Source organism: Pseudomonas baltica (genome assembly GCF_031880315.1).
Classification (GTDB): Bacteria; Pseudomonadota; Gammaproteobacteria; order Pseudomonadales; family Pseudomonadaceae; genus Aquipseudomonas.
Genome location: NZ_CP134771.1, coordinates 4,471,626 through 4,496,467, shown reverse-complemented (window position 1 = coordinate 4,496,467; position 24,842 = coordinate 4,471,626). Strand labels below are relative to the sequence as shown.

Here is a 24,842-nt window from a genome sequence, read left to right as displayed (position 1 = left end):
GAACCGACTCAATGCCGCATATTCTGATTGTCGAAGACGAAACGATCATTCGTTCTGCCCTACGCCGCCTGCTTGAACGGAATCAGTATCAGGTCAGCGAAGCCGGTTCCGTGCAAGAGGCACAGGAACGCTTCTCCATTCCCTCGTTCGACTTGATCGTCAGCGATCTACGCCTGCCTGGCGCTCCGGGAACCGAGCTGATCAAGCTTGGCCAGGGCACCCCCGTGCTGATCATGACCAGCTACGCCAGCCTGCGCTCGGCTGTGGACTCGATGAAAATGGGTGCGGTGGATTACATCGCCAAGCCCTTCGACCACGACGAAATGCTCCAGGCCGCCGCGCGCATCCTGCGTGATCGCCAGACGCAGCCAGCACCCGCACCAGCGCCCGCCGAACGCGGCAACGGCAAAGCTGCACCCGTCGCCGAGCGCGGTGTCGCTGGAGGCGAAAATGCCAACGGCGAGATCGGCATCATCGGCTCCTGCCCGCCCATGCAGGACCTGTACAGCAAGATCCGCAAGGTCGCGCCTACCGACTCCAACGTATTGATTCAAGGTGAATCCGGTACCGGCAAGGAACTGGTCGCGCGCGCCTTGCACAACCTGTCGCGCCGGGCCAAGGCACCGATGATTTCGGTCAACTGCGCGGCCATCCCGGAAACCCTCATCGAATCCGAGCTGTTCGGCCACGAAAAGGGTGCGTTCACGGGTGCCAGCGCCGGGCGTGCGGGGCTGGTCGAAGCGGCGGACGGCGGCACGCTGTTCCTCGACGAGATCGGCGAATTGCCCCTTGAGGCCCAGGCGCGCTTGCTGCGCGTGCTGCAGGAAGGCGAGATTCGTCGGGTCGGCTCGGTACAATCGCAGAAGGTCGACGTACGGCTGATCGCCGCGACCCACCGCGACCTCAAGAGCCTGGCCAAGACCGGCCAGTTCCGCGAAGACTTGTTCTATCGCCTGCACGTGATTGCGCTCAAGCTGCCGCCGCTGCGCGAGCGTGGCCCGGACGTGAGCGAAATTGCCCACGTGTTCCTCAAACGCCAAAGCGCCCGTATCGGCCGCACGGACCTGCGCTTCGGCGCCGATGCCGAGCAAGCGATCCGCCAGTATTCCTGGCCTGGCAACGTGCGGGAGCTGGAAAACGCCGTCGAACGCTCGGTGATCCTCAGCGATAACGCGGAAATTTCCGCCGACCTGCTGGGCATCGATATCGAGTTGAGCGACCTCGAAGACGACGAATTCATCGGCCTGCCTCCGCAACAGGGCGGCAATAACAATGTCAGCCATGACCCCACCGAAGATCTGTCTCTGGAAGATTACTTCCAGCACTTCGTCCTGGAACATCAGGACCATATGACCGAGACCGAGCTGGCGCGCAAATTGGGTGTGAGCCGCAAGTGCCTATGGGAACGTCGCCAGCGGCTGGGCATCCCAAGACGCAAGTCGAGCGTGGCGAGCGAGAGCTGATTCGTTTCAGCTGTTACCGGCGAAATGTTCGTAATAAAACTACATAAATACAAGGTGTTACCGCAGGTTTGCATGCGTAACAAAATGCGATTCCTACGGTAACGAAATTTGTCTGACGCGGTCGATCATCCACCGACGTAATCCCGCCAACCCCTTGATTTTCGGGCATTTGCAAAAGTTGGCACAGGACCTGCTATATCTCTGGTACAAGAACAACAACAAGCAACGCACAACCCCATAATAAAAATAAGACGAATCGACTCACGCATAATAAAAACAAGACGGCGGAGGCGCAGCTAACTGATTCTTTTGGAGAGGAGTTGTATTTGGGGCTTGCCCCGCAGCCAGGCCGAGAACAATAAAAAAACTGCACTCAAGCAGGGGCCCGAACTGGTTGGATCATCAGATCATTGCAACGCAGCGACCAAAGCAATCCGTTTGCTCTTGGCTCCCGGTTAGGGAGATGGCCCTCAGGCGATGATGCCTTGAGGGTAGGGCATTCAACAAAAACAAGAAGCCCGTCATAACAATAAAAACGAGCATGCAACTATTACTTGGGGAGCTTCGGCTCCCCTTGTGCTGTGTGGCTTTCAGGCACGCCCCCTCCCCCGCTCACGCCCCCCTGTTCCGCCCACTTGTTTCAGCGTCCTACACCATTCGCCGACTAAATGCTAGAATCCCCCGCCATCATGCAGCCATTCCTGTTTCTGGCTGACCATTCCTTCAAACAGTGCATCCCATGCTGAAGAAGCTGTTCCAGTCTTTCCGCCCTCCTGCGAGGGTTGTGCAACATTTGCGTACCACGCCTGAAGTGCTCAATAGCGGCCAGCATTCGCTGCAGCGTGGCCAGTTCAGCAGGCATGCCGTGGGCATCGTCGAACGTCTGCAAAACGCCGGATACCAGGCCTATCTGGTAGGCGGCTGCGTGCGCGACCTGCTGCTCAATATCACCCCCAAGGATTTCGACGTCGCCACCAGCGCCACGCCGGAGCAGGTCCGTGCCGAGTTTCGCAACGCGCGAGTGATCGGCCGCCGCTTCAAGCTGGTCCACGTGCATTTCGGCCGCGAGATCATCGAAGTCGCAACCTTCCGCGCCAATCATCCTGAAGAGGGTGAAGAAGAAGAGAACACCAACACTTCTTCGCGCAACGAAAGCGGTCGCATCCTGCGCGACAACGTTTATGGCACCCTGGAAGAAGACGCCCAGCGTCGCGACCTGACCATCAACGCGCTGTATTACGACCCGGTCAGCGAGCGGATTCTCGACTACGCCAACGGCGTGCACGACATCCGCAATCGCCTGATCCGCCTGATTGGCGATCCGCAGCAGCGCTACCAGGAAGACCCGGTGCGCATGCTGCGTGCGGTGCGCTTTGCCGCCAAGCTCGATTTCGGGATCGAAAAGCACACCGCCGCTCCGATCAAACCCATGGCGCCGATGCTGCGCGAGATCCCTTCGGCGCGGCTGTTCGAAGAGGTGCTCAAGCTGTTCCTCTCGGGCAATGCGTCGGATACCTTCGAGATGCTGGTCGACCTGCAATTGTTCGATCAACTGTTCCCGGCCAGCAGCGATGCCCTGGAGCATGAGCCCACTTATACTCACACGCTGATCAGCAATGCCTTGATCAACACCGACCTGCGGGTCAAGCAGGGCAAACCGGTGACCCCGGCGTTCCTGTTCGCTGCTTTGCTGTGGCCGGCGCTGCCCCACCGCGTGCTGCGTCTGCAGGCCAAGGGCATGCCGCCGATCCCGGCGATGCAGGAAGGCGCTCACGAGCTGATCGCCGAGCAATGCCAACGTATTGCCATCCCGAAACGCTTTACCCTGCCGATCCGCGAGATCTGGGACATGCAGGAGCGCCTGCCACGGCGCAGCGGCAAACGTGCCGACCTGCTGCTCGACAATCCGCGCTTCCGAGCCGGCTATGACTTCTTGCTGCTGCGCGAATCCGCCGGTGAGCAGACCGAAGGCCTGGGCGAGTGGTGGACCGATTACCAGGACGCCAACGACAGTGGCCGTCGCGACATGATCCGCGATCTGGGAGGCAAGGACGAAACCGCTGGCGCTGCGCCCCGCAAGCGCCGCCGCAGTAGCAGCAAACGCAAAGGCGCCGACGGCGAGTAAGCCCATGGAAACCGTGTACATCGGCCTGGGCAGCAACCTGGCGGCACCCGAGCAACAATTGCGCCAGGCGCTGGCGGCGCTGGCCGCCCTGCCCGACAGCCACTGGATAGGAGCGTCGGCGCTGTACAGCAGCGAATCATTGCTGCCCGGCCAGCCGCGCTACACCAATGCCGTGGCGGCTCTGGCCACCGACCTCGCCCCACTGGCGCTGCTCGACGCACTGCAGGCCATCGAAAATGACCAGGGCCGTGAACGCCTGGAGCGCTGGGGCCCGCGTACGCTGGACCTGGACATCCTGCTGTTCGGCGAGCGGGTCATTGATGAACCCCGCCTCAAGGTGCCGCATTATCATATGCAGGCACGGGCGTTCGTCCTTTATCCCCTCGCCGAGCTGGTTCCAGCCGACTTTGTACTCGCCGATGGCCGAACGTTGCAGGGGCTGCTGGATGAGTGTCCGTTTGAAGGCCTGCAACGGCTTTGATCACGCCTTCGCGAGCAGAGAGCCCGCTCCCACCGATGGGTTGCGTTCAACCTGTGGGGTCGGGCTTGCGCGTTCGGCGGCCAAGAGGCCCCCGGAGCCACCGCAGATGCCGGATAAATCAAGCATGCCGGCACCCGTACCAATCAGCCGCGAATATTTGACTTCGCCCCCCCTCCTCACGACTATAGGCGTCCCGCGGTCATCTCTCTGACCGAGCGGTGAAACACCCCGGGGCAGCTCTTTGAAAACACCACGCCAGATGATGTGCTGCTCCGATCGATGAATCACAGCGTCGAGCGCCCGCGCCCGACCGAGGAAGCCCTTGCATGCCCCAGATCTCCCTGTCCACCCTGCAGAGCCTGAAGCTCAAGGGTGAGAAAATAACAATGTTGACCTGCTATGACGCCACATTCGCCCGTGCCGCCAGCGAATCCGGCGTCGAGATCCTGTTGGTCGGCGATTCCCTGGGCATGGTCCTGCAAGGCCACGACAGCACCTTGCCAGTGACCAATGCCGACATGACGTATCACGTGGCCAGCGTCAAACGTGGCAACCGCGAGGCACTGATCCTCGCCGACCTGCCCTTCATGGCTTGCGCGACCCTCGAGCAGTCGTTCGCCAACAGCGCGCAACTCATGCAGGCCGGGGCTCATATGGTCAAGATCGAAGGCGCTGCCTGGCTGGCCGATACCGTGCGCCTGCTGGCTGAACGTGGCGTGCCGGTGTGCGTGCACCTCGGGCTGACGCCGCAGACGGTCAACGTCCTCGGCGGCTATAAGGTGCAAGGCCGCCTTGAGGCGCAGGCCCAGCAGTTGCGAGCGGATGCGATCAGCCTCGAACAAGCCGGCGCGGCGATGATTCTGCTCGAGTGCGTACCCAGTGAACTGGCAGAACAAATCACCAAAAGGGCCAAGGTGCCCGTGATCGGCATCGGTGCCGGCAATGCTGCTGACGGCCAGGTTCTGGTGCTGCACGACATGCTCGGGCTCTCGCTCAGTGGCCATGTACCGCGTTTCGTGAAGAATTTCATGGCTGGCCAACCTGACATCCACAGCGCCCTGCGCGCTTATGTCAGCGCCGTCAAAGACCACAGCTTTCCTGCCCCCGAACACGGATTCAACGCATGAACACAGTCACCACCATCGCTGAACTGCGCGCCGCGATTGCCTTGGCACGCCGCGCCGGCAAACGCATCGGCTTCGCCCCGACCATGGGTAATCTGCACAGCGGTCACGCCGCGCTGGTGACTCACGCCCGCGCGCTGAGCGACTTCGTGGTGGCGAGCATTTTCGTCAATCCGTTGCAATTCGGCCCCAGCGAAGATCTCGATACCTACCCGCGTACCCTGGACGCCGATCAGCAGCGCCTGGTCGAGGCCGGTTGCGACCTGCTGTTCGCCCCCAGCGTGGCGCAAATGTACCCCGAAGGCACTGCCGTGCAGACCCGCGTCAGCGTGCCGGAACTGTCCCAGGGCCTGTGCGGTGCCAGCCGCCCGGGGCACTTCGAGGGCGTGGCCACGGTGGTCAGCAAGTTGCTCAACATGGTGCAGCCGGACGTCGCCATCTTCGGCCAGAAGGATTACCAGCAACTGGCGGTGATCCGCGCCATGGTCCGCGACCTCAACATGCCTATCGAGATCGTCGGCCAGCCGACCGTGCGCGCCGAAGACGGCCTGGCGCTGTCTTCGCGCAACGGTTATCTGGATGCCGCGCAACGGGCCAAGGCGCCAGTGCTGTACCGCAGCCTCAGCGAAATGGCCGAGGCCATTGCCCAAGGCGACCGCGACTATGCCGGGCTGCTGGAGCGCCAACGCAAGATCATCAGCGCCTCGGGGTTCACCCTCGACTATCTGGAAATCCGCCACTCCGTGCACCTGCGCCCGGCCACCGCGCTGGATCACGATCTGGTCATTCTGGTGGCGGCCTATCTGGGCACCACGCGGTTGATCGACAATCTGCATCTGGATCTGCATGCAGCGGTTTGAGCAAGATTTGCTCTAGCCATGCCGGCCTCTTCGCGAGCAAGCTCTGCTCCCACAGGTGTTCGACTCTGGAACTGTTTCCACTGTGGGAGCAGAGCTTGCTCGCGAAGAGGCCATCTGCAGCGCAGCCGACTCTGCCGCGTTCATGAAAATCAGCTTCATCTGCCAACGATTGTGAAAAGTATCAGTCAAAAGGCAATCCAGGCGCAGACAGACGCGCAAAGGATGTTTACTGTAATCACAGTTCAGCTTGATCTGTGTCCAGGCGTCGTCGCCAGCAGTGCGGCAAGACCTGCAGTGTGGCTTGAACCGCTACGCAACCTGGCCGGATCAGTCAGTGTCCACGAGGCAGTACCAGTAAAAGGAAACCCGCAGCGATGGCGTACTACCGCACTCCTCACGACGTTACCCAGTTGCCCGCATGGAAGGCGCTCAGCCAGCACCGTACCGCCATGCAGGATTTCAGCATGCGCGAGGCATTCCAGGCCGATCCACAGCGCTTCAATCAATTCTCCCTGAGCGGTTGTGGGCTGTTCCTCGACTACTCGAAAAACCTGATCACCAGCGAGACCCGCGACCTGCTGGTCAAGCTCGCCGCCGAGGTCGACCTCAATACGGCGATCAAGGCGATGTTCGCCGGCGAGATCCTCAACGCCTCCGAAGGCCGCCCGGCGCTGCACACCGCGTTGCGTCGCCCGGTCGGCGACAAGCTCAGCGTCAACGGCACCAACATCATGCCGGACGTGCACAAGGTGCTGAACCAGATCACCGAACTGGTCACCCGCATCCACGACGGCCTGTGGCGCGGCTACACCGAAAAACCGATCACCGATGTGGTCAATATCGGTATCGGCGGCTCGTTCCTGGGCCCTGAGCTGGTGTCCGAGGCGCTGTTGCCCTACAGCCAGAAAGGCGTGCGTTGCCACTACCTGGCGAACATCGACGGCAGCGAATTCCACGAGCTGTCAGCCAAGCTGCGCGCCGAGACCACGCTGTTCATCGTCTCGTCGAAATCCTTCAATACCCTCGAAACCCTCAAGAATGCCCAGGCTTCGCGTGCCTGGTACCTGGCCCAGGGCGGCTCCGAAGCCGAGCTGCATCGGCACTTCATCGCGGTCTCGAGCAACAACGCCGCGGCCGTGGCGTTCGGTATTCGTGAAGAAAACATCTTCCCGATGTGGGACTGGGTCGGCGGACGTTATTCGCTGTGGTCGGCCATCGGTTTGCCGATCGCGCTGTCCATCGGCATGGCCAACTTCAAGGAGCTGCTGTCCGGTGCCTACACCATGGACCAGCACTTCCAGACCGCGCCGTTCGAACAGAACATCCCGGTCCTGCTGGCGCTGCTGGGCGTGTGGTACAACAATTTCTGGGAAGCCCAGAGCCACGCGATCCTGCCGTACGATCACTACCTGCGCAACATCACCAAGCACTTGCAGCAGCTGGACATGGAGTCCAACGGCAAGAGCGTGCGCCAGGACGGCAGCCCGGTCAGCGTCGAAACCGGCCCGGTAATCTGGGGCGGTGTGGGTTGCAACGGTCAGCATGCTTATCACCAGTTGCTGCACCAAGGCACGCAGATGATCCCGGCAGACTTCATCGTGCCGGTAGTCAGCTTCAATCCGGTCGCCGACCATCACCAGTGGCTGTTCGCCAACTGCCTGTCGCAAAGCCAGGCGCTGATGCTCGGCAAGACCCGCAGCGAAGCCGAAGCCGAGTTGCGTGACAAAGGCATGGCCGAGGCCGATATCCAGAAGCTGGCACCGCACAAGGTGATCCCGGGCAACCGTCCGAGCAATACGCTGGTGCTCGAGCGAGTCAGCCCTCGGCGCTTGGGTGCGCTGGTGGCCATGTATGAGCACAAGGTGTTCGTGCAGAGCGTGATCTGGGGCACCAACGCCTTCGACCAGTGGGGTGTGGAGCTGGGCAAGGAGCTGGGCAAGGGCGTGTACCAACGCCTGACCGGCGGTATCGAAGAGCCAGCCGAGGATGCTTCGACCCAAGGCTTGATCAACTACTTCCGTGGTCGTCACCGCGGTTAAGCGCAACACCCTATAGCGAGAATCTTGCCTCCGATACGCGGTGTCAGTCACGCAAATGTGTCTGACCGACCGTATCGGGGGCCAGCCCCCCTCGCTACACGGCAGAACCTGAAGCCGCCTCTATACTCATCCGATCAAAAGGATGAGGATCTGCCATGTCCAAGCTCAGCGCATTCCCCATCGCGGAGGCTGTCAGCCAGGCGGCCCGCTTGAGCCACGCCGATTACCAACGACTCTATCGCCAGTCGATCGACGATCCGGATACCTTCTGGGGCGATCAGGCGCGCGCGTTACTGCACTGGTTCAAGCCTTGGCAGCAGGTCCAGCGCTGCGACTTCACCCATGGCCAGGCGGCCTGGTTCGAAGGGGGCGAACTCAATGTCAGTTACAACTGCATCGACCGCCACCTCGACACCAAGGGCGAACAGGTGGCGATCATCTGGGAGGGCGACCACCCGACCGAATCCGCAGAAGTCACCTACCACAAGCTCCATCGTCATGTCTGCCGCCTGGCCAACGTGCTCAAGAGCCGCGGTGTGCGCAAAGGCGATCGCGTGTGCATCTACATGCCGATGATCCCCGAAGCCGCCTATGCCATGCTCGCCTGCGCCCGTATCGGCGCGGTCCACTCGGTGGTGTTCTCGGGGTTTTCTGCCGACGCCCTGGCCGACAGGCTCGAGGATGCCGGCGCCAATACTGTGATCACGGCCGATGAGAGCGTCAGGGCGGGCGTCTACGTGGGCCTCAAGGACAATGTCGACCAGGCGTTGCTCAGTTGCCCGCAGGTCAGCACGGTGATCGTGGTACAGCGCACCGAAGGCGAGGTGCAGTGGGTCGAGGGCCGCGACCTGTGGTATCACGAGGCCGTCCATGGCGCCAGCGCCGACTGCCCGGCCGAACCAATGGCCGCCGAAGACCCGCTGTTCATCCTCTACACCTCCGGCAGCACGGGCAAGCCCAAGGGGGTGCTGCACAGCACCGCGGGCTACCTGCTGCAGACCCTGCTCACCTACCGCGATGTATTCGACTACCGCGAAGGCGATATCCACTGGTGCACGGCCGATATCGGCTGGATCACCGGGCAGAGCTACATCGTCTATGGCCCCCTGGCTGCCGGTTCGACCACCCTGATGTTCGAGGGCGTCGCGCATCATCCGGATGCCTCGCGCAGTTGGCGCATCATCGACAAGCACCAGGTGACCACGTTCTACACTGCCCCCACCTCTTTGCGCGCCTTGATGAAGGAAGGCGACGAGCATTTGCGCAATAGCGCCAGAGACAGCCTGCGAGTGCTCGGCAGCGTCGGCGAGCCGATCAATCCGGAAGCCTGGAACTGGTTCTTCCATGAGGTGGGGCGCCAGCGCTGTCCCATCGTCGATACCTGGTGGCAGACCGAGACTGGCGCCATCATGCTTTCGCCGCTGGTCGGCACACCCGGCAGGAAGCCCGGCAGCGCCATGCAGCCTCTGTTTGGCGTGCAACCGGTGTTGCTCAGCGAACAGGGCGAGCCCATCGAAGGCGCCGGCACCGGGCTGCTGGCGCTGAAGGGCAGCTGGCCGGCGCAGATCCGCAGCGTGTGGGGCGATCATCAGCGCATGATCGACAGCTATTTCGCGCCGTTCCCGGGTTACTACCTGACGGGGGACGGTGCTCGCCGTGATGCCGATGGCGACCTGTGGATCACCGGCCGTGTCGATGATGTGATCAATGTCTCCGGGCACCGCATCGGCACCGCCGAAATCGAGAGTGCACTGGTATTGCATGAGAGCATCGCCGAGGCGGCGGTAGTCGGCTATCCGCACCCACTCAAGGGCCAAGGCATCTACGCCTTCGTCACGCCAATGACCGGCGTGTGCTTCGATGGGGCGTTGCGCGAAGAGTTGCTGGCGCTGGTGAGCCACGAGATCGGCCGCTTCGCCCGGCCAGAGCTGCTGCAAGCCACCGAGGCCTTACCCAAGACCCGCTCGGGCAAAATCATGCGCCGGCTGTTGCGACGCATCGCCAGCAATCAGTTGGACGAGCTGGGAGACACCTCGACGTTGACCGACGCCAGCGTGCTGGACGGCCTGATCGCCAACCGGCTCAACCGCTGAGGATGGCAGCGCGCAGCCCATCCATGTCACCATGCGGATCGATCCCAGGCGGGTGTCGATACCCTCGGCACCCCGACAAATCCAATAAATCGAGGTCTGAACCATGCAGGACGTTGTCATCGTTGCCGCCACCCGCACTGCCGTCGGCAGTTTTCAGGGTGCCTTGGCACACATCCCGGCCGTTGATCTGGGCGCCGCCGTGATCCGTCAACTGCTGGCCCAGACCGGCCTCGACCCGGCCCTGGTCGATGAAGTGATCCTTGGCCAGGTGCTCACTGCCGGCGCCGGACAGAACCCCGCCCGTCAGGCAGCCATCAAGGCCGGGCTGCCCCACGCGGTACCGGCCATGACCCTGAACAAGGTCTGCGGCTCGGGCCTCAAGGCCCTGCATCTGGCGACCCAGGCAATTCGCTGCGGCGACGCCGAGGTGATCATCGCCGGCGGGCAGGAAAACATGTCCTTGGCCAATTACGTGATACCGGGGGCGCGCACCGGTTTGCGCATGGGCCACAGCAGTTTGATCGACACGATGATCAGCGACGGCCTGTGGGATGCCTTCAACGACTACCACATGGGCATCACTGCCGAGAATCTGGTGGACAAATACGCCATCAGCCGCGAGCAGCAGGACGCCTTCGCCGCCGCCTCGCAGCAAAAGGCCAGCGCTGCTATCGAGAGCGGGCGCTTTGTCGATGAAATCACCCCCATCCAGATTCCGCAGCGCAAGGGCGAGCCGTTGTCCTTCGCCGTCGACGAGCAGCCGCGCGCCGGCACCACGGCCGAGGCGCTGGCCAAGCTCAAGCCGGCCTTCAAGAAGGATGGCAGCGTGACAGCGGGCAATGCGTCATCGCTGAATGATGGCGCCGCTGCGGTGATCCTCATGAGCGCGACCAAAGCCGAGCAGTTGGGCCTGCCCGTGCTGGCGCGGATCAAGGCCTACGCCAATGCCGGGGTCGATCCGGCGATCATGGGCATCGGCCCGGTGAGCGCTACGCGCCGTTGCCTGGACAAGGCCGGCTGGACACTGTCCGAACTGGATCTGATCGAGGCCAACGAGGCCTTTGCTGCGCAGGCCCTGGCGGTGGGCAAGGAGCTGGAATGGGATGCCAGCAAGGTCAACGTCAACGGCGGCGCCATTGCGCTTGGCCATCCCATAGGCGCATCAGGATGCCGAGTGCTGGTGACCCTGCTGCACGAGATGATCAAGCGCGATGTGCATAAGGGCTTGGCGACGCTGTGCATTGGCGGTGGCCAAGGGGTAGCGCTGGCGATCGAGCGGTAGGCTCATTGGCAGTCGATGGACCAGCAGGGCCGGCCTCTTCGCGGGCAAGCCGTGCTCCCACAAGTGCAAGGCTCAGGACCCGTCGACACTGTGGGAGCAGAGCTTGCTCGCGAAGAGGCCGGTACAGCCGGCCCATTACCTCACCGGCTTGCTGCATTGCAGACCAACACTGGTAAACTGCGCCCCTGTTCACCAAGGCGCTCCGCATGTCCGTTTTGACCCAGGCGCTGCGCGCCGCCCTCGACTCCCGCACCGATCTGCTAGCCACTTTGCACACCCAGGGCACTGATTGCTATCGCCTGTTCCACGGCAGCCAGGAAGGCGCCGGCGGCCTCACGCTGGACCGCTATGGCCCGCAGTTGCTGGTACAGAGCTTCCATCAGCCGGTGGACCGGGACACCCTGCTCGGCCTGCACGCCGAGGTCCAGCAGCGCCTGGGCCTGCCATTGCACCTGGTATACAACGACCGCTCTGGTGGCAACTCGCGCATCGACCGCCACGACAAGGTCTACAGCGCCGAACCCGCCGCACTGGAAGACATGATCGGCCACGAGTGGGGCCTCGACTACCGCGTGCGCGGACGCCATGCCGGGCAGGACCCGCTGCTGTTTCTCGACCTGCGCGAAGCTCGCGGCTGGGTCAAGGACCACGCCAAGGGCAAGTCCGTGCTCAACCTGTTCGCCTACACGTGCGGCGTCGGCCTGAGCGCTGCGGCCGGTGGTGCGAGTGAAGTCTGCAACCTGGATTTCGCCGAGGGCAATCTGGCGGTCGGTCGCGAGAATGGCTTGCTCAACCCTCGACTGCCAGAGATGTCGTTCGTGCAATCGGACTACTTCCCGGCAATCCGCCAACTCGCCGGCTTGCCCATCAGCCAGCGCCGCGGGCAAAAACTGCCGAGCTACCCGCGCCTGGCGCAACGCCAGTTCGATCTGGTGCTGCTCGATCCGCCCGCCTGGGCCAAAAGCGCTTTTGGCACTGTCGACTTGCTGCGCGATTATCAAAGCCTGCTCAAGCCGGCGATCCTCGCCACCGCTGACGATGGCGTGCTGATCTGCTGCAACAATCTGGCGAAGGTCGCCTTCGACGATTGGCGCGATCAGGTCTTGCGCTGCGCCGAAAAAGCCGGCCGCCCGGTGCGCCAGTGGTCGCGTCTGGGTCCCGGTGCTGACTTCCCCTCTGCCGATGGCCAGCCGCCCTTGAAAATCATGGTGCTGCACTTCTGATTCATGTGGGAGTGGGTGCAGCCCACGAAGGGGTCTTGGCTACGCAGCTGCCTTCGTGGGCAGCGCCCAGTCCCACATAAATACCGAGGTTCATCGGAACTGTATCCCCGTGCCATACTCCAAGGCACCTCGATCGAACAGACGAAGCCGCACATGCCCAAAGGATTGCAACGCGCCCTCGGCGCCACCCTGATCGCCCTGGCCCTTTACAGTCTGCTGGGCTTTCTGGTCCTTCCGGGCGTCGGCTTGCGCATCGCCAATCAGCAGTTGGCCAAGTACGCCAGCGTGCCGGCGCACCTTGAACGCCTGGAGTTCAACCCCTTCAGCCTGGAGCTGACGTTGTGGGGCCTGCACCTGGGTGCACCGGGTGCCGAACAGGTGAGCTTCGAGCGCCTCTACACCAACCTGCAAATCGACAGCCTGTGGAGCGGTGCCTTGCACCTGTCCGCCATAGAACTCGACAAGCCGCACACCGAGCTGCTGTTCGACAAGCAAGGTCGGCTCAACCTTGCCCAGCTGTTCACCTTGCCGCCCTCGGCCCCCGCGCCCGCCGGTGCGCCACCGTCCAAGCCGTTCCCGCTGCGCATCGACAGCATCAAGCTTGCCGAAGGCTACCTGCACTTCAACGACCCACGCCCCAGCGAGCCAATCGAATTCGTCTACAACTCGATGAACCTGGAGCTCAACAACCTCAGCACCCTGCCGGAAGACAACGCCGACATGACCCTCGCTGCGGTCAGCCCGGATGGCGGGCGCATCGACTGGACCGGCAACCTGAGCCTGTCGCCAATCGCCTCCACTGGCAAACTCAAGGTCAGCGATGCGCGCATGAAAGTGTTCTGGCCCTACGTGCGCGACGCGGTGCCGATCGACTTGCAGGAGGGCGTGCTCAACCTCAGCACCGATTACCAGCTCAACCTGGCCGAGCAGACCGAACTGCTGCTCAGCAACGCCTCGCTCAGCGTCGCGCCCTTCGCCATCAAGGCGCCCGATGGCCGCCCCTTGGTCAATCTGGCCCGCCTGGACGTCAGCGACACCCGCGTCGATCTCGCCAAGCAACAGGTGCAGGTTGGCAAGATCCGTAGCAACGGCCTGGAAACCTGGGTTGCGCGCGAAGCCGACGGTCAACTGGACTGGCAAAAGCTGCTGGCCAGCCAACCGGCCAAGCCCACGCCGGTGGAGGCCAAGTCGCCCGCCGCCGCCGACAGCAAGCCCGCCGCGGCCCCAAGACCCAGCAAACCGTGGCAGATAGTGCTCAAGGATGTGCAGCTGCGTGACTACAAGGTCCACGTTGCCGACAAGGCGCAAAAGGAGCCCGTGGCGCTGGACATCACCCCGCTCAATATCGATGTGCATAACTTCGACAGCCTCAACGGCTCGCCCTTCACCCTCAAGCTCGACACCGGGCTGGGCAAGCAGGGCAAGATCAGCGCCGAGGGCGAGGTCAATCTGCAACCGGTGAGCGCGCGGCTCAAGGTAGCGACCCGCGATATCGATCTGCGCGTGGCCCAGGCCTATATCACCCCGTTCATCCGCCTGGAACTGCGCAGCGGCATGCTCGACAGCGACCTGGCTGTCAATCTCAAAGGCACCGCGCCGCTGGCCATGAGCATCACCGGTCGCGCCCAGGTCGATCAGCTGCACACCCTGGACACCCTCAAGCAGCGCGACTTCGTCAAATGGGAACACCTGATGGTCGAGGGTATCGACTACGAGCATGGCGACAGCCTGAGCATCGACAAGGTCAACTTCGACAAGCCCTACGCGCGTTTCATGATCAACCCTGACCGCACCACCAACGTCGATGACCTGCTGGTCCCACAGCCGGCTGACAGCGCCGCCAAACCGGCCAACAAAACCGCGATGACGGCCAACGCCAGCAAGCCCCTGGGCATTCACGTTGGCGGCATCGCCATCAATGACGGCTCGGCCAACTTCGCCGACTTCAGCCTGCGCCCCAACTTCGGCACCGCCATCGAGCAACTCAATGGCCAGATCGGCACTCTCGACAATCGCAAACCTGTGCCTGCCAAAGTCGATATCAAAGGCCAGGTGGATCGCTACGCGCCGGTGACCATCGCCGGCAGCTTGAACCCATTCGATCCCATGTCGGCTCTGGACATCGCCACCAGCTTCAAGCGCGTCGAACTCACCAACATGACGCCTTACTCGGGGAAATTCGCCGGTTACCGCATCCGCAAGGGCAGGCTCAACCTCGACCTGCACTACCAGATCACCAAGGGCCAGCTGCAAGCCGAAAACAATGTGGTGGTCGAACAGCTGCAACTGGGCGAGAAAGTCGACAGCCCTGACGCCGTGAGCCTGCCGATCAAGCTCGCCATCGCCCTGCTCAAGGACACCGACGGCAAGATTTCGATCTCGCTGCCGGTCACCGGCGACCTCAACAATCCGCAGTTCAGCGTCATGCCGATCGTCTGGCAAACCCTGCGCAATCTGGTGCTGCGCGCAGCGCAAGCGCCGTTCAAATTCATCGGCGGGTTGATCGCCGGCGGCGGTGGCGACGACCTCGGCACCGTAGCCTTCGCGCCAGGCACCAGTGGCCTGGACGCAAAGGCCCAGGCCGCGCTGATAAAACTCGCTGCAGCACTCAAGGAGCGCCCTGCCTTGCGCCTGGAAGTCGAAGGCAGCGCCGCCCAGAGCAGCGATGGCCCGATCCTCGCTGAACGCCGCCTGCAGAAGGAGTACCAGAGCACCTACTACAAGATGCTGCAGCGCCGTGGCGACAAGGTCCCGGCCGATGCGAGCCAGATCACCGTACCTGAAGACGAAAAGCCGGCCATGCTCGAAGCCATCTACCGTACGCGCGCCAAACAGCAACCACCGGCCGAGTGGCAGCAGCTGGACAGCAAGGCGCGGGCGGCCAAGCTGCACGACGCAGTGATCGACTCGTGGGATGACAGCACGCCGCTACTGCGCGAACTCGGCCAGGCCCGCGCCGCCAGTATCAAGGATTTCATGGTGCAAAAAGCACAGCTGAGCGATGATCGCGTCTTCTTCATCGACGCGAGCCTGGGCCAGGCTGAAAAGGACGGCAGCGTCATCACTCACCTGCATCTGGATGCTGAATGAACACTTTGTACACGTTGGCCGCCTGCCTTACCTTGCTCGTCACCGCCGCCACCGCGCACGCCGACGACTCGATGCGCTGCGACAGTGCGCTGGTATCGGTGAACGACAACATGAACACGGTGTTGCGCAAGTGCGGCGAGCCCAGCGGCCGTGGCCCTGTGAGCTATCTGAAAAACGCGGACGGCAGGCAACACGAGGAAATCCCCGTACAGCAGTGGACGTATGGCCCTACGTTCGGGATGTACCACTACCTGCGCTTCGAGGGCGACCGCTTGGCCAACATCACCGGCGAACGCGGTTGAGGTCGCTGTAAGCCTTCCGGGCCCCTTCGTGAGCAAGCCTTGCTCCTACAAGTGACTATGGGAGCAAGGCTTGCTCGCTGAGGGGCCGGAAAGCCCGCACAAAAAAGCCCCGCAGCATTGACGCTGCGGGGCTTGTCGATCAGATCCTTCCGGTCTTCGCATGAACCCTTTGCAGGGTTAGCGATATTCGCCAGCTTACTCGGCTTTCAGGCCGTCAGCCGATACTGCTTTGACGCCTTTGATTTTCTTGGTGATCGCCACGGCAGTGGTTTTCTGCGCTTCGGTGATCGCTACAGTCGACGACAGGGAAACCACGCCTTTGTTGGTTTCTACCTTGATGTCGGTACCAGGGATGCCTTTCTCGGTCACCAGGTCGGATTTGACTTTGGTGGTGATCCAGGTATCGGAAGTGGACTCTTTGGCTTTTTCCATTTCGCCGGCAGCGACAACCATCGGCTGGGAAGTCTGGGCAGCCTGGACCATGGCAGCATTGGCCAGAGTCAAGGTCAGGGTAGCAGCAGTAGCGGCAGCAATTGCGAACTTCTTCATACGAGTCACTCCTGTTTTTCGAAAAAACCTGCGCCTTTTATGGTCAAGGCTGCAGAGTTACTAGATAGGATTGCAGGGGTTGTGCCAAGTTCATATTTAAAAATAATCTATTAAAATCAATAGCTTACAAAATCAGCAAAATCTCTGGGTCGTGCATACTGCATGATGGCGCCTTAAGCCCGCGTGCAAGTTGCATCTTCGCCAAATACCGGCGCGCGCCAGTCTCTGATTTATCTACCGCTACCCCTGCGGCCTGCGCGCGTAGCGTCGTGGTTCCGAACCGGATTGTCCGGGACCGTCTCGCAGGGAAGATCATGACCGTCACCCCCTATTTCGAAGCAAGTACCCTCTTCGCCCATTTCAAGACGGCGCTGGAGGCCGCCTCCAGCGATATTCTCAGCATCGAGGAAACAGCTTGGCTAAGCCGCCTGGCCGACGAAACAGCCATCCCCGAAAACATGCGCGTGGAGGCGCTGAAAAATGCCCAACCGGCCTCTACCGGTTGCCTGGTATTCCATCAGCGCAACCCGGCGCTCAAGGCGGTTTACCTCTATAGCCCTCTGCGCGGCGTGCAAGGCTTCGATAACCTGCGCCAGCTGGAGAGCTCGTTGCAAAGCGAACTGGCACATCTGGGCGTCGCCACCCAGCCGCTGCAATTCGTTGAGCTGGCGTACCCGGTATTCGAACAGTGGTCGCAGCAGCTCCTGCAGGAACAGATCGACCTGCTCGGCAATTTCGCCGAGGGGCTGAGCAAGCTGCCAACGTTGCGCAGCGTCATGGACGACTGTGTGACCCAGGCTTTCTCGGGCGTGCTCGATGGCACCACGGACATCGCCGGGCACCGCTTGCAGATCGTCGCCGGCGACGATGTCGTGCTGCGCACCGAAACGCTGCGTGACAGTGCCCTCGACCTGTTCAGCGGCCAGCCTCTGGGCATAGGGCTGCGCCGTCGCTACCTGCGCGGTGACGCCGTCGAACCCGACCCGGCCTACCACGACAGCTGCGAAGCGGCGCTGCTTGAAGCCACCATCGCCGTCCCGGGAGCCTTCGCCCGCACCTTGCGCGAGTACTGGGCAGGCGCCGATAACGACGTCGGCAGCGACCGCCGCGATGCCCTCGCCCTCGGGTTGGCCGACAACTATGCGCGGATGCTCATCCAGTCAGCGGCCAGTGGACAGATCAGCGCCGGGCAACTGGAATGGCTGCGCGAGCTGCTGATCCCGGACGTTGACACCCTGAGCGCGCACACTCTTGCGTTCGCCGCATTGCAGGAAGGTGACAAGGCCGTGGTACCGATTGCCGACAGCCTGGTCCTCCAGCATCGCACCGAAGCCACCCAAGGCCTCTTTGTGTACAGTGCCAGCGGCGGCCTGCTGCATTTCGCTGATCGAGAGGCCCTCAAGCGTCACTGCATCGAGCGGGTCTCCCAGGCACCGCGCTGGATCGCGATCGCACAGGATCACTGGAACCTGTTGCAAGATGAAGCCCCCACCGACATTACCCTGACCGACATCGACCAAGGCGCCTTCCTGGTGCTTGCGGACAACTTGAGCGCCCTGATCGCCAGGCGCCTGGCCCATGCCTTGCGCTTCCCCGGCGCACAGACCGGCACGGCCGCTGCCGCCGTTGAGGATGCCTTGGATATCCGCGCGCTCATCGATAGCCGGCTAGCCCATATCGGCGATGCCAGCCGCTGGATAACCGACCGTGCCGGCGCCACGGTCAAGAGCCTGCCCGAGCCCCTCAACCGCAGCGTGACGCTGTTTCAACGCATGATCCACGCCAGTTCCCTGGTATCGCTGCTCAAGGGCCTCAAGGGTGCCCAGCCCGATATTCGCGCATCAGTCATTCGGCAATTCGCGCCCGCGATCAACGCCCTGTGCCAAGGCGCGCTGCAGCCCCAGGACCTGTGGATCAAGCACAACGATGAAGCCGTCGCTCTGATCGACTTTTTCCTGGGCACGCTCAGTGGCAGCATCGCCCATGGCAGCAAGGCCGACTTCCAGGTGCTGGATCGTCATCAGCAGTCGCTGGCCTGGCCGAGCGCCGAAGCCCTCTGGCAGCAGATCGGCCACCTGAAGCTCGACTTCTCGCTCGGTTATCTGGAGCAACACAAGGCGTACGATGAGGGGCAGGTGCGCTTTGGCAAAGGCGTGACCTTCTCTGCGCGGGTCATGCACGTTCTGACCGAAGCGCTACTGCGTATCGAACTGGCCATGGCCCGCGAGGACAAGCTGATCGATGCGGAACTGCTGGACTTGCTGCAGCACTCTCTGGACAGCCCCCAGCCGACCCTGGCCAATGCCCGCTTCCGTATTCTCGGGCTGAGCCTGAAGATGCCTGGCAAGCCCCACATACTGTCCATGACCAGCGCCTTCGTGCTGCAGCGGGCGGCCCCCGAGGCCGGCACGCTGCTGCTGTGGTCGCCGCTGGAACCGTTGACGCAATTCCATGATGAGCAGAGTCTGCTCGATCAAATGAATGGTGCGTTCGAGGAGGAACCCAAGCTGGTGCAATGGATGGACCTGATACATGCCGAGGACCTGATCAAGTGGCATACGCCCTCGGTGCTGCCCGGCGTCACCGTGCCGGAGCTGGTGCTGACGAGCGTAGGTGCCGACCTGCTCGGTCACTTGAGCAAGAGCGCCGTGAGCTATCGTGCCAACACCCGCACGCACTATTTGAGTTACGCGATCCGCAACGAACTCGACGGCAAACTGTTCCAGCGCTTCGTCGACCTCGAAGCGAACGCCCAGCCCATTCAGAAGCCCCTCAAGCGCCTGCACGATACGCTGCAGATCCAGTATTTCCGCAGCTTGCTGCCAACCTGGCTCAAGGACGCGACGCCTCACCAACTGCGCACCTACTCGCTGCTGCTACAGAACGCCGTCAGCGTTTCCAACAGCAAATTCAACTATCTATTCGATATTCCCAAACTGGACGACTTCGCCCATCAGCAACTCAGTGTCCAGCTGGCCAAGGATTTTCCCACCCTGGCGGCGGATCCGGCGCTGATCACCGTCACCTATTCCCACGTCACGCCCAGCCCGGTGCTGTCCGGGGAGACGCCGTCCCCCCTCGCGGGCGACATCGTCACCACCAGCAAGAGTCTCACCGAATTCGCCCTGACCCACAGTGGCATCGTCGATACCGCCAGCAACTTCAAGGTGAGCGTCTCAGGGCCGAATCAGGCGCCGTTGCCGCTGGATGCACGCAAGGTCCGCGACATGGTCGATGCGCTGGATGTCGGCCGCTCCTATCGCACCTTGCTGGCCGACAAACTCTCCACCCACAGTGCCGACTACGGGAAACGTCGCGAGCGCTACAGCCACACGGCGACCGCGTACCTGATGGAAGAGGGTTATCAGCAGTTTCTGGAGAAAAGGCTCAGCGCGGCGGCGATGTACTACCTATCCCACGTGTTGGCCAAACCGGATGGTTTGGCCCGCGATGATGCGATGGACCAAAAGATCGTCATATCCAACCTGCAACTGCGCGCCGCCGAGGGCTTTGCTCCCGACACCGTGCGTGGCATGTACCTCATCGGCCCGGACGATGTGAAGCAAGGTCCCGTGCTGCTCTACTGCGCCTATCGGCCAGAACACCGGCTGATGGAGTTCAAGGATCAGGAAGCCCTGCGCGCAGCCTTGCTGCTCGACACCGCCTTGCAGCAAGACATCCTCGCGCGTGTGCCCGATGGCGTGCGCAGCCGCTACGATCACCAAGGCTTCCTGCACCCTCATCTGTTCTGGGACCCGTCCGACCTCTACGTGTTCGATACCACGCCGGGGCCGGTGCAACTGGTCCGCCGAGTCATCGAAGGCAATGCCCTCCACGTCCTGTATGACGAGAACGCGCTCCTTCTTATCGAGTTGGCCAAGGCACGGACGGTCACCACCGCCGAGGCCTACTGGCAGGTTTTCCGCTACGTGCTGGGCCTGGCGATCGAACAGGGATCGCTGTTCCTGCCGGGCAAACTGGCGGCGGTGATCGCCACCCTGCAAAGCGCGCAGTGGCTCAAGGGCTCGGCCGATGCGGCGCTCAAGCACAACTGGGGCGAGTCCCTGGCGGAGTTCGTCACCGCCTTGGGGAGCCTGGCCAGCAATCGCATGCCCCATCACGCACTGAGCAAGAAAGGTGCGCCGTCGAGCCCCGCGCCAGAACCGGCAGCGGTCGACATCGACCCCGCCTGGACGACTCAGTCCCTGCGGCCTCAATTCTCGGGAAGCCTGGCCAACTTGCGATGTGATGACATCCAGCTCAAAGATTTGAGCAAGAACGCCGCGCTGAACCTGTACGTCGACACCACCGCGAATCGTTATTTCGCGGCGGTGGCGGGGAATGTCTATGAAGTCGGCAAGCCTGGGGAACACTGGAGAATCATCAAGGATGGCAAGGCTGGCCCGGACCTGAAAGAAGTAAATGGCCAGTGGCAGATCGACCTCAAGGAAGGCCTGCTCGGCGGCGGGATCATGCCCAGCTGTTTTGACTCGGCCGCCGCAGACCTCGACATCGCGCTGCGCTTCACCACCTTGGCGTCGGGCATGAAAGACATCAGTGCACTGCACCCGCTCAAGCACGCCATGCTGGTGCGGGCCTATGACAAGGCGCGCCACTACCTTGAGACCGCGCTCGAGAACCTTGAGGCACCCAGTCCGCAGGTCGCGCTGTCGCCCAGGACCTTGAAGATCCTGAGCAATGCGTTCGGGCACGTTCCGTCCCCGCAGGCGGTGGAGCAGCTACGGGACTACACCAAGCGGATACTGACGCATTTGCTTTCGGATCCCATGAAGCCCGCCAGCTCGAAGCGCATCGTCGTTGGCGTCAACATGCCGGGCTATGAAGACACCGTAGCCTTCGTCTATGACGAAGATCCAGGCAAACGGATTTTCCTCACCGAGCGGTTCTTTACCCTGCCATGGGACGTCTCAGTGCATGCCCTCGCCTCCGATACCGAGTTGCTCGCGCATCAGCAGGCCGTCTCGTTGATCCATGAAATCTCCCATCAGATCCTCAGAACGGTGGACATAGCCTACGTGGAGGCCTCATCCCCCTTTATCGATCAGCTCAGCCGCAATAGCGGCGGCAGGCGCAATGTCCGTGACGAAATACTGGCCTTTCGACGCAACGGCCTGTCGGTGAACACCTCACCCCATACTCTGTTCAAAGTCCGGGTAAACATGGTGTGGCGCGACATTGTCGCCGACGATGGTCGTGCCTTCGACGCGATACTCAAACTCACCAAGACCGACAAATTGGTGAATGCCCGCGCGGCCTTCTACACCAACCCGCAGATACGCACCGATATCATTATGGCCAACGCTGACTCCTTGTCTTGGCTGATCGCCAAGCTGGGACGCACGCGTTTCGCCCCTATCGGCTGAAATGAAAATGCCCCGTATCCGAAGATACGGGGCATTCCTGTGTGACTGCGCAGCGGATCACGCTGCGCTACAAAGCTGACAGCACTTACGCGCCGGAAGCCTTGGCAGCAGCGACGTCCTTGATGGACAGCTTGATGCGACCGCGGTTGTCGACGTCCAGTACCAGCACTTCGACTTCCTGGCCTTCCTTGAGGATGTCGGTGACTTTCTCTACGCGAGCATCGCTCAACATCGAGATGTGCACCAGACCGTCCTTGCCCGGCAGGATGTTGACGAACGCACCGAAGTCAACGATACGCTCGACCTTGCCGACGTAGATCTTGCCGATCTCGGCTTCGGCGGTGATGCTCAGAACGCGCTGACGCGCAGCTTCTGCGGCTTCTTTGCTTTCACCGAAGATCTTGATCGAGCCGTCGTCTTCGATATCGATCGAAGCCTTGGTTTCTTCGCAGATGGCACGAATGGTCGCGCCGCCTTTGCCGATGACGTCACGGATCTTGTCGGTGTCGATCTTCATAGCGATCATGGTCGGCGCGTTGGCCGACAGCTCGGTACGCGAAGTGCCAAGGATCTGGTTCATCTGGCCGAGGATGTTCAGGCGCGCTTCCAGGGCTTGGCCCAGGGCGATTTCCATGATCTCTTCGGTGATGCCGTTGATCTTGATGTCCATCTGCAGCGCGGTGACGCCTTTGGCGGTACCGGCTACCTTGAAGTCCATGTCGCCGAGGTGATCTTCGTCACCCAGGATGTCGGTGAGGATGGCGAACTTCTCGCCTTCTTTCACCAGGCCCATGGCGATACCGGCAACCGGCGCCTTCATTGGCACACCGGCGTCCATCAGTGCCAGAGAAGCACCGCAGACCGACGCCATGGAGCTCGAACCGTTGGACTCGGTGATTTCCGACACCACGCGGATGGTGTACGGGAATTCGCTGGCATCCGGCAGCATGGCCGAGATGCTGCGACGGGCCAGACGGCCGTGACCGATTTCGCGACGGCCAGCACCGCCCATGCGACCACACTCACCGACCGAGAACGGCGGGAAGTTGTAGTGCAGCATGAAGGGGTCTTTTTTCTCGCCTTCGAGGGTATCGAGCAGTTGCGCGTCACGGGCGGTACCCAGCGTGGCAACGACCAGCGCCTGGGTTTCACCACGGGTGAACAGCGAAGAACCGTGGGTCTTTGGCAGAACACCGACTTCGATGTTCAGCGGGCGTACGGTCTTGGTGTCGCGACCGTCGATACGTGGCTTGCCGTTGACGATGTTTTCGCGAACGGTGCGGTATTCGATCTCGCCGAAGATTTCCTTCACTTCGCCAGTGCTTGGGCCGTTTTCAGTGGCGAACTTGGCAACCACCTGGTCACGCAGTTCACCCAGCTTGGCGTAACGATCAGCCTTGACGGTGATGGTGTAGGCCTGAGAAACGGCATCGCCGAACTCACTGCGGATAGCGCCCAGCAGCTCGGTGTTCCAGGCTTTAGGGGTCCAGCTCCAGGTCGGCTTGGCAGCTTCGGCAGCCAGCTCGGTGACGGCTTTGATGACCGACTGGAATTCATCGTGGGCGAACAGCACGGCGCCCAGCATCTGGTCTTCGGTCAGCTCTTTGGCTTCCGACTCAACCATCAGCACGGCGTCCTTGGTACCGGCAACGACCATGTCCAGGCTCGAAGCAGCCTGCTGCTCGTACGTCGGGTTCAGCAGATAGCCGGTGCTTTCGTGGAAAGCCACACGAGCGGCGCCGATCGGGCCTTCGAATGGAATGCCGGAGATGGCCAGGGCTGCCGAGGTACCGATCATCGCAGCGATGTCCGGATCGGTTTTCTTGCTGGTGGAAACGACGGTGCAGACAACCTGCACTTCGTTCATGAAGCCTTCAGGGAACAGGGGGCGGATCGGGCGATCGATCAGACGCGAGGTGAGGGTTTCTTTCTCGGAAGGACGGCCTTCACGCTTGAAGAAACCGCCAGGAATTTTACCGGCAGCGTAGGTCTTTTCCTGGTAGTGCACGGACAGAGGGAAAAAGCCCTTGCCTGGATCCGCTTGCTTGGCACCGACCACGGTGACCAGTACGGTGACGTCGTTATCGACGGTGACCAGTACGGCGCCTGAGGCTTGACGGGCAATGCGGCCCGTTTCGAGGGTAACGGTCGACTGACCGAATTGAAACTTCTTGATGACCGGGTTCACGGTTTCCTACCTTCTTGATTGCTCTGGGGGAACTGGGTTCTTGCGAATGCTTGGGCAGGCAGGGGATTCGGCCCCGATGACCGTCCAGATACAACTTGAGGCTGGAGGCCTGTCCGCCCTGGCGGTGAACCCGCTGGGGTACGACAGACAACCAACCTCAGGAATGCGCGCGGCGCCCTCGCAGGCCGGAGCTTGAGCCCTGGCCGGCGAACACAACACGCCACGCTTGTCACCGCGTGTCAGGCCGCTATTAGCGACGCAGACCCAGACGACCGATCAGGGCGCTGTAACGGGTGATGTCCTTGCCCTTCAGGTAGTCCAGCAGCTTGCGGCGCTGGTTGACCATACGGATCAGACCACGACGCGAGTGGTGATCCTTGCCGTTGGCCTTGAAGTGACCTTGCAGCTTGTTGATGTTGTGGGTCAGCAGTGCAACTTGCACTTCTGGCGAACCAGTATCACCAACGGCTTGCTGGTAGTCGGCAACGATTTGAGCTTTGTCTTCAACGCTAAGAGCCATGAGGCATCTCCAGTACTAGGGAACCCGCAAGCGGATTCCAACAGGCCAGGGTAATACCCTGTATTAATAAAAAGAGGTGCGACCGTGCCTGTTGACAGCCGTCCTCGACCAGCCGCCAG

At 61.9% G+C, this 24,842-nt stretch carries 15 protein-coding genes; 12 read left to right on the top strand and 3 right to left on the bottom strand.

Annotated features, from left to right (window positions below; all coding sequences use genetic code 11):
- Positions 1–11: 11 nt before the first annotated feature.
- From REH34_RS20130 to REH34_RS20080, 11 genes are all read left to right on the top strand, one after another.
- Positions 12–1,463, top strand: coding sequence for a sigma-54 dependent transcriptional regulator (locus tag REH34_RS20130; protein WP_311968959.1), 1,452 nt, complete (start codon positions 12–14; stop codon positions 1,461–1,463).
- Between the two features lie 739 nt (positions 1,464–2,202).
- Positions 2,203–3,588: a polynucleotide adenylyltransferase PcnB gene (locus tag REH34_RS20125; RefSeq protein WP_226507072.1), complete on the top strand. Its 1,386-nt coding sequence runs from the start codon at positions 2,203–2,205 to the stop codon at positions 3,586–3,588.
- A gap of 4 nt (positions 3,589–3,592) precedes the next feature.
- Complete coding sequence (gene folK / locus REH34_RS20120) at positions 3,593–4,069, top strand: 2-amino-4-hydroxy-6-hydroxymethyldihydropteridine diphosphokinase (RefSeq protein ID WP_311968958.1); 477 nt, start codon at positions 3,593–3,595, stop codon at positions 4,067–4,069.
- A gap of 326 nt (positions 4,070–4,395) precedes the next feature.
- Positions 4,396–5,196, top strand: a complete 801-nt coding sequence (panB, locus tag REH34_RS20115; RefSeq protein WP_311968957.1) for a 3-methyl-2-oxobutanoate hydroxymethyltransferase — start codon at positions 4,396–4,398, stop codon at positions 5,194–5,196.
- Complete coding sequence (gene panC, locus REH34_RS20110) at positions 5,193–6,053, top strand: pantoate--beta-alanine ligase (RefSeq protein ID WP_311968956.1); 861 nt, start codon at positions 5,193–5,195, stop codon at positions 6,051–6,053. The genes panB and panC overlap by 4 nt, the downstream gene beginning before the upstream one ends.
- Positions 6,054–6,427: 374 nt before the next feature.
- Positions 6,428–8,092, top strand: a complete 1,665-nt coding sequence (pgi, locus tag REH34_RS20105; protein WP_311968955.1) for a glucose-6-phosphate isomerase — start codon at positions 6,428–6,430, stop codon at positions 8,090–8,092.
- A 155-nt stretch (positions 8,093–8,247) separates the two neighbouring features.
- Positions 8,248–10,185, top strand: a complete 1,938-nt coding sequence (acs, locus tag REH34_RS20100; RefSeq protein ID WP_311968954.1) for an acetate--CoA ligase — start codon at positions 8,248–8,250, stop codon at positions 10,183–10,185.
- A gap of 103 nt (positions 10,186–10,288) precedes the next feature.
- Complete coding sequence (locus REH34_RS20095; RefSeq protein ID WP_311968953.1) at positions 10,289–11,467, top strand: acetyl-CoA C-acetyltransferase; 1,179 nt, start codon at positions 10,289–10,291, stop codon at positions 11,465–11,467.
- Between the two features lie 206 nt (positions 11,468–11,673).
- Positions 11,674–12,690, top strand: coding sequence for a class I SAM-dependent methyltransferase (locus REH34_RS20090; protein ID WP_311968952.1), 1,017 nt, complete (start codon positions 11,674–11,676; stop codon positions 12,688–12,690).
- 153 nt (positions 12,691–12,843) lie between these two features.
- Positions 12,844–15,780 (top strand): DUF748 domain-containing protein, encoded by a 2,937-nt coding sequence (locus REH34_RS20085; protein ID WP_311968951.1) that lies wholly within the window; start codon positions 12,844–12,846, stop codon positions 15,778–15,780.
- Positions 15,777–16,082 carry a DUF2845 domain-containing protein gene (locus tag REH34_RS20080; RefSeq protein WP_311968950.1) on the top strand — a complete coding sequence of 102 codons (306 nt, stop codon included), beginning with the start codon at positions 15,777–15,779 and terminating at the stop codon, positions 16,080–16,082. Before REH34_RS20085 ends, REH34_RS20080 begins: the two co-directional genes overlap by 4 nt.
- Positions 16,083–16,277: 195 nt before the next feature.
- Here the strand turns inward: REH34_RS20080 and REH34_RS20075 are convergent, their stop codons facing one another.
- Entirely contained in the window at positions 16,278–16,631 is a 354-nt protein-coding gene (locus tag REH34_RS20075; RefSeq protein WP_226507082.1) for a BON domain-containing protein, read from the bottom strand.
- 314 nt (positions 16,632–16,945) lie between these two features.
- Here REH34_RS20075 and REH34_RS20070 point away from each other — a divergent pair, with 314 nt between their 5' ends.
- The gene (locus REH34_RS20070) at positions 16,946–22,015 is read left to right on the top strand and encodes a dermonecrotic toxin domain-containing protein (RefSeq protein ID WP_311968948.1); all 5,070 of its coding nucleotides are present in this window, start codon (positions 16,946–16,948) and stop codon (positions 22,013–22,015) included.
- Between the two features lie 85 nt (positions 22,016–22,100).
- Here REH34_RS20070 and pnp read toward each other — a convergent pair whose 3' ends face one another.
- Together pnp and rpsO are read right to left on the bottom strand one after the other, a co-directional pair.
- The gene (gene pnp, locus REH34_RS20065; protein ID WP_226507084.1) at positions 22,101–24,203 is read right to left on the bottom strand and encodes a polyribonucleotide nucleotidyltransferase; all 2,103 of its coding nucleotides are present in this window, start codon (positions 24,201–24,203) and stop codon (positions 22,101–22,103) included.
- A gap of 250 nt (positions 24,204–24,453) precedes the next feature.
- Entirely contained in the window at positions 24,454–24,723 is a 270-nt protein-coding gene (gene rpsO / locus REH34_RS20060; RefSeq protein WP_192176367.1) for a 30S ribosomal protein S15, read from the bottom strand.
- Between the last annotated feature and the right edge of the window lie 119 nt (positions 24,724–24,842).